Annotated in this window: 9 protein-coding genes; 3 read left to right on the forward strand and 6 right to left on the reverse strand. The window is 71.2% G+C overall.

From position 1 onward, the window contains the following. Positions 1-87: 87 nt before the first annotated feature. Positions 88-1,725: an ABC-F family ATP-binding cassette domain-containing protein gene (locus tag SROS_RS33310; RefSeq protein WP_012893335.1), complete on the reverse strand. Its 1,638-nt coding sequence runs from the start codon at positions 1,723-1,725 to the stop codon at positions 88-90. 325 nt (positions 1,726-2,050) lie between these two features. Between SROS_RS33310 and SROS_RS33315 the strand changes: the two genes are divergently transcribed. From SROS_RS33315 to SROS_RS33330, 3 genes are all read left to right on the forward strand, one after another. Continuing rightward, complete coding sequence (locus tag SROS_RS33315; protein WP_012893336.1) at positions 2,051-2,782, forward strand: PH domain-containing protein; 732 nt, start codon at positions 2,051-2,053, stop codon at positions 2,780-2,782. A gap of 164 nt (positions 2,783-2,946) precedes the next feature. Then, positions 2,947-3,753 (forward strand): SAM-dependent methyltransferase, encoded by an 807-nt coding sequence (locus tag SROS_RS33320; RefSeq protein ID WP_012893337.1) that lies wholly within the window; start codon positions 2,947-2,949, stop codon positions 3,751-3,753. 570 nt (positions 3,754-4,323) lie between these two features. Continuing rightward, positions 4,324-5,475 carry an acyl-CoA dehydrogenase family protein gene (locus SROS_RS33330; protein ID WP_218919725.1) on the forward strand — a complete coding sequence of 384 codons (1,152 nt, stop codon included), beginning with the start codon at positions 4,324-4,326 and terminating at the stop codon, positions 5,473-5,475. 223 nt (positions 5,476-5,698) lie between these two features. Here SROS_RS33330 and SROS_RS33335 read toward each other — a convergent pair whose 3' ends face one another. The 5 genes from SROS_RS33335 to SROS_RS33355 all read right to left on the reverse strand — a co-directional run bounded on the left by SROS_RS33335 (position 5,699) and on the right by SROS_RS33355 (position 11,670). Further along, positions 5,699-6,739: a family 2 encapsulin nanocompartment cargo protein polyprenyl transferase gene (locus SROS_RS33335; RefSeq protein WP_012893340.1), complete on the reverse strand. Its 1,041-nt coding sequence runs from the start codon at positions 6,737-6,739 to the stop codon at positions 5,699-5,701. A 169-nt stretch (positions 6,740-6,908) separates the two neighbouring features. Further along, on the reverse strand, positions 6,909-8,294 hold the full coding sequence (locus SROS_RS33340; protein ID WP_012893341.1) for a family 2B encapsulin nanocompartment shell protein: 1,386 nt from the start codon (positions 8,292-8,294) through the stop codon (positions 6,909-6,911). 362 nt (positions 8,295-8,656) lie between these two features. Continuing rightward, a complete protein-coding gene (locus tag SROS_RS33345; RefSeq protein ID WP_012893342.1) occupies positions 8,657-9,670 on the reverse strand; it encodes a hemolysin family protein in 1,014 nt (337 codons plus the stop codon). After that, on the reverse strand, positions 9,667-11,022 hold the full coding sequence (locus SROS_RS33350; RefSeq protein ID WP_012893343.1) for a hemolysin family protein: 1,356 nt from the start codon (positions 11,020-11,022) through the stop codon (positions 9,667-9,669). Before SROS_RS33350 ends, SROS_RS33345 begins: the two co-directional genes overlap by 4 nt. A 375-nt stretch (positions 11,023-11,397) precedes the next feature. Continuing rightward, positions 11,398-11,670, reverse strand: a complete 273-nt coding sequence (locus SROS_RS33355; protein WP_012893344.1) for a GlsB/YeaQ/YmgE family stress response membrane protein — start codon at positions 11,668-11,670, stop codon at positions 11,398-11,400. Between the last annotated feature and the right edge of the window lie 254 nt (positions 11,671-11,924).

Raw genomic sequence — 11,924 nt, forward strand, 5'->3', positions numbered from 1 at the left:
TTCTCGCTGAGGGACGGTGCTGAGGACGGTGTCTCCGCGTGGGCGGTGACCCTCGGATCACGCACTGATCAACTTTGAGAACAGGCCCTAGACCTCCGAGATCCGCCCGGCGTCGACGTGGATGTGCCTGGTGGTGTGCACGGCGTCCAGCATCCGCCGGTCGTGGGTGACCAGCAGGAGCGTGCCGGGATAGGAGACGAGCGCGGACTCCAGCTGCTCGATGGCCGCCAGGTCCAGGTGGTTGGTCGGCTCGTCGAGGACGAGGAGGTTCACTCCCCGGGCCTGGAGCAGCGCGAGTGCGGCCCGGGTCCGCTCCCCGGGTGACAGGGTCGCGGCCGGGCGCAGCACGTGCGCCGCGCGCAGCCCGAACTTGGCGAGCAGCGTGCGCACGTCGGCGGGGGCCATGTCCGGCACGGCGGCGCCGAAGGCGTCCAGCAGCGGTTCGCCGCCGAGGAACAGCCCGCGGGCCTGGTCCACCTCGCCGACGACCACACCCGAGCCGAGCGAGGCGTTCCCCTCCTCCAGCGGGAGCCGCCCCAGGAGCGCGGCCAGGAGCGTGGACTTGCCCGAGCCGTTGGCCCCGGTGATCGCCACCCGTTCGGCCCAGCCGATCTGCAGGTCCGCCGGGCCGAGGGTGAAGCCGCCGCGCCGGACGACCGCTCCGCGAAGGGTGGCGACGACCGCCCCCGCCCGCGGGGCGACAGCGATCTCCATCCGGAGCTCCCACTCCTTGCGGGGCTCCTCGACCTCCTCCAGCCGCTCGATCATCCGCTCGGTCTGGCGGGCCTTGGCGGCCTGCTTCTCGGTCGCCTCGGTACGGAAGTTCCGGCCGACCTTGTCGTTGTCGCTCGCCTTGCGCCGCGCGTTCTTGACGCCCTTCTCCATCCAGGCGCGCTGCATCCCGGCCCGCTGCTTGAGCGAGGCGACGGTGCCGGCGTACTCCTCGTACTCGTCGCGGGCGTGCTGCCGGGCCACCTCGCGCTCGGCGAGGTAGGCCTCGTAGCCGCCGCCGTAGATCCCGATCCGCTGCTGGACGAGGTCCAGCTCGACGACCCGGTTGGCCGTCCTGGCGAGGAACTCGCGGTCATGACTGACCAGGACCGTCCCGGCGCGCAGGCCGACGACGAAGCGCTCCAGCCGCTCCAGGCCCTCCAGGTCGAGGTCGTTGGTGGGCTCGTCCAGCAGGAAGACGTCGTAGCGGCTGAGCAGCAGGGAGGCCATTCCCGCCCGCGCCGCCTGGCCGCCGGAGAGCGCCGTCATCGGCCGGTCCAGGTCCACCGCCAGGCCGAGCTCGGCGACGACCTCCTCGGCGCGGTCCTCCAGGTCGGCTCCGCCCAGGGCCAGCCACTTCTCCAGGCCGGCGGCGTAGGCGTCGTCGGCGCCGGGGCGACCCTCGACCAGTCCCTCGGTCGCGGCGTCCAGCTCACGCTGGGCGTCGGCCACCCCGGTCCGCCTGGCCAGGAAGGCCGCGACCGTCTCGTCCGCCCGGCGCTCCCGCTCCTGCGGCAGGTAGCCGACCGCCGCCGAGGGCGGGCTGAGCCGTACGGCACCGTGCTCCGGGGGCAGCAGTCCGGCCATGATCCGCATCAGGGTGGACTTGCCCGCCCCGTTCATCCCGACCAGGCCGATCACATCGCCGGGGGCGACGACCAGGTCCAGTCCGGAGAACAGCGCGCGGTCGCCGTGTCCTGCGGCGAGATCTTTGGCGACGATGGTGGCACTCATGGGGGAAACGGTATCCGGCGACGGGGGCCCGTCCCTCCCACCGGACCCGGTCGTCCGGGATCCGGACTCCGACGTCCGGCAGCCGGACTCCGGCGCCAACCGTATTCCCGACAAATCGGACAGATTTCGAGTCAAGATCCAACAGCGTGGCGTCGCCCTGGCACTGGCGCGACCTGCGGACTCACGGCGAAACGTTACCTTACAGAAATTTTATCCGGCCTTTTTCGAGACTTCAGACAACATTTCTTCCGCCAGACCCGTCTTATAGAGGTGGAAGCGATCACCCCCGATCGCCTCTCACAACGGGGAGAAGGAAAACGTCTTGATGAAACGAATCGCCGTCGGCCTACTGTCCGCAGCTGTGGGCGGCTCGCTGCTCCTGTCCGCCGGTACGGCTTCCGCCGAGCGCACCGCTCTCAGCGTGCGCATCGACAGCGTGAACCCGAACCCGGTCGTCGTCCAGGACGGCGAGGACACGAGGGTCACGATCGAGGTCCGCACCACCGAGGCGACCCGCGTCGAGCTCCGCCTCAAGCCGGTCTCGGACGAGTTCCGGGCGCTGGACGTGCGCGAGCCCAGGATCATCCACGAGGGCGACCTGTGGCGCTTCAGCACGAGCTTCGACGAGGACGACTTCGAGGGCCGCTGGCTGGCGATCGCCGAGGCCTACGACAAGGACGGCAAGAAGGTGACCGACCAGGTCAACTTCTCCGTCAAGCACGAAGAGCAGGAGAAGGCCGACACCCGGCTGACCGGGTTCCGCGCGGACCCGGAGGCGGTCCGCAAGGGACGCTGGGTCTACTTCACCGGCCGCCTCCAGGTCAGCAGGGGTCACGAGTGGCGAGGCGTGAGGGACGAGGAGGTCGAGATCTACTTCCGTCCCCGCGGCTCCAGCGCCTGGAAGTGGGTGACCTCCGCCGACACCGGGTGGAAGGGTTCGTTCCGGGCCAAGGCCCGCGCCTCCAAGAGCGGTGAGTACCGCGCGGTCTTCGACGGCGACGACCGGCTCGAAGACAGCACCAGCCGGTCCGACCGGATCCGGGTCTGGCGCCGGTAGTCCCTCGCGGACGACGCCTGCCCGGACAGGCACATCTCGATGACGCGGAAGCCCAGGGCGACCTGGGCTTCCGTCGTTCTTCCGCAAAAAACCTCGCCTACGCCGACAGATAGGGCATTACTCTCGATAGAAGGATCTTCGCGACTGTTCAGGCGAGGAGGAACATGGCGGAAGAAGAGTGGGTACGGCGGGGAATCGACGTCAACACTCCGAGCGTCGCCAGGCTGTACGACTACTATCTCGGCGGGAAGGACAACTTCGCCGCCGACCGCGCCGCGGCCGAGGAGATCCTCTCGGCCGTCCCCGAGCTGCGCATGGCCGCCCGGGAGAACCGCGCCTTCCTCGGCCGGGCCGTCAGGTTCATGGCGGAGGCGGGGATCGAGCAGTTCCTTGACATCGGCACCGGGCTGCCCACCCGGGGCAACGTCCACGAGGTGGCCCACCAGATCGCACCGGACGCGCGCGTCGCCTACGTCGACAACGACCCCATCGTCCTCGTGCACGCCAGAGCACTCCTCCGCGGAAGCCGGGACGAGGTCCTGGTCGCCTCGGGCGATCTGCGGCAGCCGGAGGAGATCCTCAAATCCCCCGAGATACATGACCATCTCGACTTCTCCAGGCCCATCGCCGTGCTGCTCGTGGCGGTCATGCACTTCATCACCGAGTCCGACGACCCCCGGCGCATCATCGCCACGCTGCGGGACGCCCTGCCGTCCGGCAGCTATCTGGTCCTCTCCCACGGGACCCGCGACTCCCGGGCCGCGGCCGTGGCCAGGGGCACCAAGGTCTACGAGCGGGCCAACTCACCACTCGTCCTCCGCTCACGGCAGGAGATCCTCGAACTGTTCGACGGGTTCGAGCTGGTGGATCCGGGGCTCGTCTGGCTGCCCAGGTGGCGGCCGGAGGGATACCAGCGCCACGACGACCCCGAGCGGACGCTCATCATGTGCGGCGTGGGCAGGAAGGCCTGATGTCCGTCCGCCCCGGACCGGCGCCGCCGCGGCGGCCGCTCCGCCGGCGGACGGCTCGTGACGTCCGCGCCCCCGCCACGCTGACGGGCATGTGGAACACGGTCAGGGAGGCGGCCGGGCGGAACGGGCGCGACCCGGACGAGGCGCGCGCCGTCGTACGGGTCGGCCCGATCGTCGCCCAGCGGATTGCGTTCACGGATGTGATGTACGGGTTCCGCCGGTGGCGGGCGGCGGTAGCTGTGCCCGTTCACCCCGTTCTGCCCCAGTGGGTGTCCATATGTGCGGCGCCGTACCGGGTGGAAGGTCAAAAGCGCAGCGAGAGGTGGGTGGGGTGGCCGAGGACCCGCTCTTTCGTGCGGCGCCATACGGGGTCGCAGGTCAAAAGCACAGCGAGAGGTGACCGGCATCGCCCTCGGCCCCAGCACCGGCACCGGATACCCGTGCACCACGCCACCGGACGTGGCCCCGAGTCCCTCCGCGGGACGGCCGGCCTGTGAGGCGGGTCACGGCTTGATCCCCCGGTCCCTGGGCAGGTGTGCGGGCACACGGACCTGAGGGGGACGGAGAACGATGATGACAGGCGACTTCTACGACTACTTCGAGCTTCTGGACGAGGACGAGAAGGAGATCGTGCTGCGGGTGCGGGAGTTCATGGCCCGGGAGGTCGCGCCCATCGCGGACGAGTCGTGGACCAACGCCCGCTTCCCCCACCAGCTCATCCCCGAGTTCGCGAAGCTGGACATCGCGGGCCTGCCGTACCGGGGGGCGCGGAGCCTGCTGACCGGGTTCCTGGTGCTGGAGATGAACCGGGTGGACCCTTCGATGGGGACGTTCTTCGGCGTGCACAACGGGCTGGCGATGGGGAGCATCGACCGGCTGGGCTCCGACGAGCAGCGGGAGCGGTGGCTGCCGCCGATGGCCGCGATGGAGAAGATCGGGGCGTTCGCCCTGACCGAGCCCGAAGGCGGGTCCGACGTCGCGGCGGGACTGCGCACGACGGCCCGGCGCGAGGGCGACGTGTGGGTGCTCAACGGGGCCAAGAGGTGGATCGGCAACGCCACCTTCGCCGACCTGGTCGTGGTGTGGGCCAAGGACGAGGCCGACGGCCAGGTCAAGGGGTTCGTGGTGGAGAAGGGCACGCCCGGGTTCTCCGCCACGAAGATCGAGAACAAGATCGCGCTGCGGACGGTCCAGAACGCCGACATCACGCTGACGAACTGCCTGGTGCGGGAGGAGAACCGGCTGCGCGACGCCAACGGCTTCCGCGACACCGCGGCGATCCTGCGGCAGACGCGGGGCGGGGTGGCCTGGCAGGCGGTGGGCTGCATGATGGGCGCCTACGAGCTGGCGCTGGAGTACGCCAAGGACCGTGAGCAGTTCGGGCGGCCGATCGCGGGCTTCCAGCTCGTGCAGGACCTGCTGGTGCGGATGCTAGGGAATGTGACCTGCTCCCTGGGCATGGTGGTGCGGCTGGCCCAGCTCCAGGACGCGGGCGTCTACAAGGACGAGCACTCGGCCATGGCCAAGGCCTTCTGCACCGTGCGGATGCGCGAGGCGGTGGGCTGGGGCCGGGAGATCATGGGCGGCAACGGGATCGTGCTCGACTACGGCATGGGCCGGTTCGTGGCCGACTCCGAGGCCATCTACTCCTACGAGGGCACCCGCGAGATCAACAGCCTGATCGTGGGCCGCGCGATCACCGGCGTCGGCGCCTTCGTCTGACGCCGGCCGAGAGAGAAGCCGGGGAGAGCCCGGCCGTTGACGCCGACCGGGAAGGAAGCCCGGAAGAGCCCGGCCGTTGACGCCGACCGGGAAGGAAGCCCGGAAGAGCCCGGCCGTTGACGCCGACCGGGAAGGAAGCCGGGGAGAGCCCGGCCGTTGACGCCGGCCGAGAGGGAAGCCGGGGAGAGCCCGGCCGTGGCCGACCCGGCGGGCTCCACGCCGTTCAGTGGTCGCGGCGGGTGACGAGGCGGGCGAGCGCGCCCAACTCGGCGACCGATCCCGGGACCGTCCCGGCCGACCGCAGGTGGCCCAGCGCCCGCGTCAGCAGCTCGTCGGCCTGCGCCTGGCTCCAGGTGCGCCCGCCCCCGGCGTCGACGAGCCCCGCGGCGTGGACCAGGTCGGCGTCGGACAGGGGGTGTTCTCCGTGGTACAGCCCGGCCAGCTCCCGCCCGGCCGGGGTTGCGGAGCTGAGCGCCGCCACGACCGGAAGGGACTTCTTACGGCTGCGCAGATCCGAGTAGACCGGCTTGCCGGTCACCTCCGGGTCTCCCCAGATGCCCAGGAGATCGTCGACGAACTGGAACGCCAGTCCCAGGTCCCTGCCGAAGGCGTGCAGATGCTCGACCTGCGCCAGGCTGCCACCGCCGAACAGCGCGCCGAGCGCGCAGGCGCACCCCAGCAGGGCGCCCGTCTTGCCCGCCGCCATGCTCAGGCACTCGGCGAGCTCGACGTCCTGGCGCCGCTCGAAGGCGACGTCCGTGTGCTGGCCCTCCAGCAGTTCCTGGATCGCGGCGCTGAAGATCCGCGCCGCCCGCGGGGTGGCCGGATGCCCGCCCGCGGCGAGCACGTCGAAGGCCAGCGTCAGCAGGGCGTCGCCGGCCAGGATCGCCGGGCTGACGCCGAAGACGGTCCAGGCCGTGGGACGGTGGCGGCGGGTCCTGTCACCGTCCATCACGTCGTCGTGCAGGAGGGAGAAGTTGTGCGCCAGCTCGACGGCGACCGCCGCGGGCAACGCGGCGGCGGCGCCTCCCCCCACGACCTCGGCCGCCAGCAGGACCAGGGCGGGACGGATCGCCTTGCCGCCGTCCGCCCCGGCCGGCCGGCCGTGCTCGTCCCACCAGCCGAAGTGGTAGCCGGCGATGCGCCGCATCGACGGGGGCAGCGTGTCGGCCGCCGGGCGCAGTGCGGACTCGACCAGGTCGCGGCTCCAGGCCAGCACCTCCCGCGCCGATCGTCCCTCGGCCGTCACCTCAACCGCGGTCATGTTTCCCGTCTCCTCGCTCTGTGGCCGGACCCGGCGTCTCCGATGACGCCGGGCGCGCTGGGGGCCGGGCCACCGTCCCGGCCCCCAGCGCAAGATCGTGTGCGGCGGCCGTACCGGATCCGGGCGTTCCCCAGCCGGTGAGTTCAGGGGGCCGCATGTGCCCGCGCCCTCAGTGGCCGAGTTCGACGTCTTCGAGGATGCCGAGCGCGTCGGGGACCAGCACGGCGGCGGAGTAGTAGGCGCTGACCAGATAGGAGATGATCGCCTTCTCGCTGATGCCCATGAAGCGGACCGACAGGCTGGGCTGGTATTCGTCCGGGATGCCCGTCTGGTGCAGGCCGACGACCCCCTGGTTGTCCTCCCCGGTCCTCATGGCGAGGATCGACGTGGTGCGGGTGCCGGTGATGGGGATCTTGTTGCAGGAGAAGATCGGGACACCGCGCCAGGCGGGGACCGTGTTCCCTCCGACGTCGATGCCGAGGGGGTAGAGCCCGCGGCGGTTGCACTCCCGGCCGAAGGCGGCGATGGCGTAGGGGTGGGCGAGGATGAACTGCGTGTTCCGCCGGCGGCTGAGCAGCTCGTCGAGGTCGTCGGGGGTGGGCGGCCCGGTCCGCGTGTGGATCCGCTGCTTGAGGTCGGCGTTGTGCAGCAGCCCGAACTCGCGGTTGTTGACCAGCTCGTGCTCCTGCCGCTCGCGCAGCGCCTCGATCGTCAGCCGGAGCTGCTGCTCGATCTGGTCCATCGGGTCGTTGTAGAGATCCGCCACCCGGCTGTGCACGCGCAGCACGGTCTGGGCGACGCTCAGCTCGTACTCGCGGGGAGCGAGCTCGTAGTCGACGAACGTGCCCGGGAGGTCCGTCTCGCCCGCGTGCCCGGCCGCCGTCTCGATGGCCGCCTCGCCGTACTTGTTCTGCGGGCCCTTCGGACCGGCCTGTACGCGGCGCAGGTGGGCCTGGAGCGACTCGGACTGGTCGGTCAGCTCCTGGAACGCCTGGCGGGGCAGGATCATCGCCGTCCCCGCGGTGACCGCCTTGACCGTGAACTCCCAGTCCCCCTGCGGCCCCGCCAGCGTCTCGTCGCCGAAGTGGTCGCCGCCGGCCAGCACTCCCAGGACGACCTGGTCGCCGTAGGGCCCGTTGCCGACCTTGTTGAGCTTGCCGTGCGCGATGAGCACGACCTCGTCGGCCGGCCGGCCCGCCTCCACCAGCACCTCCCCGGGCGAGAACTCCCGCTGCGCGAACCGCTCGCCGAGCGCCTCCAGAACCTCGGGGTCGTCGAAGTGGCGCAGCGTCGGCAGCTCGCCCAGCTCGGCCGGGACCACCTTCACCTGTGACCCCACGGTGGTGAAGCTCACCCGCCCGTCGCCGATGGTGTAGCTCAGCCGCCGGTTCACCCGGTAGGTGCCGCCCGACACCTGCACCCACGGCAGCATCCGCAGCAGCCACCGCGAGGAGATCTCCTGCATCTGCGGCACTGTCTTGGTCGTCGTCGCGAGATTGCGCGCCGCGGCCGTACCGAGACTCAACTGCGTCCTGCCGGCGTCGAACTCCGTCACAACACACCACCTGTTCGCACTCGTGTCGAAAGGGAGAAACTGAAGGTTTGAACCAGGAAATGGGAAGCCATCGGATTGACCGTCGTCAGATCGCCGTACTTTCCCAATTCCGGCACGAAAATCCGGATGCAGACCGCCATCGCGAACAGGGCTAATTTTGGAGTTCAATTAAATAGCCTGTCAAGCATTAAATATGATCAGGTCAAAAGCTGGTATCGCCATTATCGCGAAATGTCAGATTGGAATTAAATGTCATTTTTGTCGGTGATCGCAGGTCTCGACCGGTCTGCTGCCTCGCTTGGCGGTCTGTCCCTCCACGGAGCCGAACGGCCCATGTGCGACCGCCGCCGGGCGGTCTGCCGCTAGGCCGGGGCGAGCAGGGTGGTCAGCAGGTCGTCCAGGCTGACCAGCCCGGCCAGGGTGCCGTCCGCGGCGCGCACGAGCGCGAACTGGCTGTGGGCGGCACGCAGCCGGGCGACCGCATCCGCGATCGAGCTCGTCGCCGCGAGCTCCGGCATCCGGTGGAGGAGATCACCCGCGCGGGCCCGCAGGCCACGCCTGCGGGCGAGATAGGCGTCACGGACGTGGACGACGCCGGCCGGGCGGTCGCCGTCCCACACGACCAGGCGGGTGCGGCCCGTCCGGGCAGAGGTGTCGATCACGTCCTGGGGCTCCGCCCCGGCGGGCACCCCGACGATGGCCTCCCTCGGCGTGACCAGCCGGGCGATCGGGGCGTTGGGGGCGTTCAGCGCCTGGGTGAGCACGACGTGGTCATCGGTGTCGATGAGGCCCAGCCGCCGTGACTCCTCCACCAGGTGCTGGAGCTGCTCGGGGGTGCGCGGGGTGGCCGTCTCCCCGCGAGGCCGCACGCCGGCCATGCGCAGCAGCAGGTCGCTGACCCCGTTGAGCGTCTTCAGGACCGGCCGGACGGCCATGGTGAAGGCGCGGAACGGCAGCGCCAGGACCGTGGCCGAGCGCTCCGGGTGGGCGATGGCCCAGGACTTGGGGGCCATCTCGCCGAACACCATGTGCAGGAACGTCACGATGCCCAGCGCGATGACGAAGGCGACCGCGTGCGCGGCGGCGCCGGGCAGGCCGAGGTCGGCGAAGAGGGGGGCGAGGCTGCCGGCGATGAGCGGTTCGGAGACCACGCCCAGGCCGAGCGAGCACAGCGTGATGCCGAGCTGCGCGCCGGCGAGCATCAGCGACAGTTCCTTGATGCCCTTCACGGCCGCGGCGGCGGCGCGGTCACCGCGGGCGGCGGCCTTCTCCAGCCGGTGGCGTTTGGCCGCGACCAGCGCGAACTCGGCGGCGACGAAGAACCCGTTGCCTGCCAGCAGCGCGATGGTGAGGACCAGACCGATGGGCAGGTTCACGACGCCCCCTGCCGGCTCTCCCCGGCACGGCGGACCGGGCGGAGCCTGACCCGTCCGGGGACGTGCCGGTCGATGGTGAGCACCTCGATCTCGACGTGGGTGGGCGCGCCGGCGTCCATGGACGGGACCGGCTCGACGGTGACCACGTCACCGGGTACGGCGAAGCGCCCCAGCCGCTGCAGGACCAGGCCGCCGAGGGTGTCGTAGTCGTCCTCGTCGGGGAGCTCGATGCCGGTGGCCAGGGCCAGCTCGTCGATGCGGAGACCGGCCTCGGCCTCCCAGCCGTCGCCGCGCCGCTCGACCGCGGGCATGTCGAGGTCGTTCTCGTCGGCGATCTCGCCGACGAGTTCCTCGGCGACGTCCTCCCAGGTGACCAGCCCGGCCAGCCCGCCGTGCTCGTCGACCACGCAGGCGACCTCCTCGTGGCGGGCGCGCATCTGGGCCACGAGATCCGGCAGTGACGCCGAGAAGGGCACGACCAGGGCCTCTCTCGCGATGTCCGCCACCCGGGTCCGCGCCGCCTTGTCCACCGGGATCGGCACGACCTCGCGCAGGCCCGCGATCCCGATCACGTCGTCCAGGCTGTCGCCCAGGACCGGATAGTGGGTGTGGCCGTGCCGGGCGATCAGCTCGTCCAGGTCCGGGATCCGGACGGAGCCGCTGACGGTGACGACGTCCACGCGGGGGACCATGACCTCCTCGGCGGTGTGGTCGGAGAAGGCCAGCGCCCGCTCCAGAAGGTCGGCCTGGTCGCCGGGCAGGTGCCCATAGGCCTCGGACTCGCCGATGATGTGCCCGAGCTCCTCCAGCGTCGCGCCGTGGCGCAGCTCCTCCACCGGCTCGATCCCCACCGCGCGCACCAGCCGGTTGGCCGCCCCGTCGAACAGCCGGATGATCGGCCCGGCGACCGTCATGTAGACCAGCGTGGACGAGGCCAGCGCCCGGGCCAGCGGCTCGGGCCTGGCCAGCGCCAGGTTCTTCGGGGCCAGCTCGCCCAGCACCATCTGCACCACGGTGGCGACGATGAGGCCCAGCAGCAGGGCGATGCCGCCGACCGCCGCCTCGGGCACGGCGGCGGCCCGCAGCGCGGGGGCGACCAGCTCGGCCAGCGCGGGTTTGGCGATGAAGCCGACGACCAGCGCGGTGACCGTGATGCCGAGCTGGGCGCCCGAGAGCATGAACGACAGCCGCCCCATCACCTTGACCGCGCGTGCGGCCTTCCTGTCCCCCGCCGCCGCCCGCTGGGACAGGGCCAGCCTGTCGGCGGTGACGTAGGCGAACTCCTGGGCGACGAAGTAACCGGTGGCCAGGGTCAGCAGGAGGACGGCCAGAAGGCCCAGGGCGATGCTCACCGCGGGCTCCCCTCTCCGGTCCCGCCCACGCCGCGATGCGATGACACGGACGTCACCTCGCCCCTCCTCCGGCGCCCGGGGCCGCTCCGGCCCGTGCGCCCAGCCGTGTCCACCACGCTAACCCGCTGGTCACAGCCCGCGCGGGCGGGGACCCGTCGTGGAGGGCGTCCCCGGTCACGTGCCCGCCGCGCCGGCTCCGCCGGGCCCCTCGCCGCCGGCGTACGGCCGGGGCGGACCGGCCGCCCTCCCTGCGCCGCACCGGTGCCCGGACCGTACGGCGGTGGCCCCGGCCCGGGAGGTCCCGGGCCGGGGCCACCTCGAAACGGTCGACGCCCGTGTCGGCGGACCGGATGTCCGGTGGAGGCCTCCGATCCGCTAGCGGACTCCGCGCCTGCTGTACATGCTGACCGCCAGGATGACTCCCACGGCGGCCAGGACGACCTGGATGATCAGCTCGATCCAGTCGATCCCCTTGGTGGCACCTACTCCCAGCGCGCCGGCGATCGCCGTTCCGATGAGGGCCGCGACGATACCGATCACGATGGTGAGCCAGATCGGGATGCCCTGCTTCCCCGGCACGACCAGACGACCGAGGGCGCCGATGATCGCTCCGATGACGATGGCGGTGATGATGCCGGTAATTGTCATGTTCCACGCTCCCACTACTCGGCTGCCGGACGTATGCCCAGGAAGAAGGGCATGACACATGGAAAGACGAGCGCGACGCCGGGGGACGCTCGCTCCGCCCGTCGCGCCGGGCCGCCTGACCGCCGGATCACCCTGGCCACGCCCCGTTCCCGGCGCGGCCCCCGGCGATTCGCCCCCCACCGCGCGGGTAGAGAAATGTTCCCGCAGCTCAGGACGTGAAGGGCTGCGGCGACCCAGCCAGGGCCGTCGGGGCC

Origin of the sequence: Streptosporangium roseum DSM 43021 (assembly GCF_000024865.1) — a bacterium.
Taxonomy (GTDB): Bacteria; Actinomycetota; Actinomycetes; order Streptosporangiales; family Streptosporangiaceae; genus Streptosporangium; species Streptosporangium roseum.

Bases quoted from the DNA above. Each gene is read 5' to 3' on its own strand.
- SROS_RS33310 (WP_012893335.1), bottom strand. From the start codon at position 1,725: ATGAGTGCCACCATCGTCGCCAAAGATCTCGCCGCAGGACACGGCGAC.
- SROS_RS33315 (WP_012893336.1), top strand. From the start codon at position 2,051: ATGAAACGAATCGCCGTCGGCCTACTGTCCGCAGCTGTGGGCGGCTCG.
- SROS_RS33320 (WP_012893337.1), top strand. From the start codon at position 2,947: ATGGCGGAAGAAGAGTGGGTACGGCGGGGAATCGACGTCAACACTCCG.
- SROS_RS33335 (WP_012893340.1), bottom strand. From the start codon at position 6,739: ATGACCGCGGTTGAGGTGACGGCCGAGGGACGATCGGCGCGGGAGGTG.
- SROS_RS33330 (WP_218919725.1), top strand. From the start codon at position 4,324: ATGATGACAGGCGACTTCTACGACTACTTCGAGCTTCTGGACGAGGAC.
- SROS_RS33355 (WP_012893344.1), bottom strand. From the start codon at position 11,670: ATGACAATTACCGGCATCATCACCGCCATCGTCATCGGAGCGATCATC.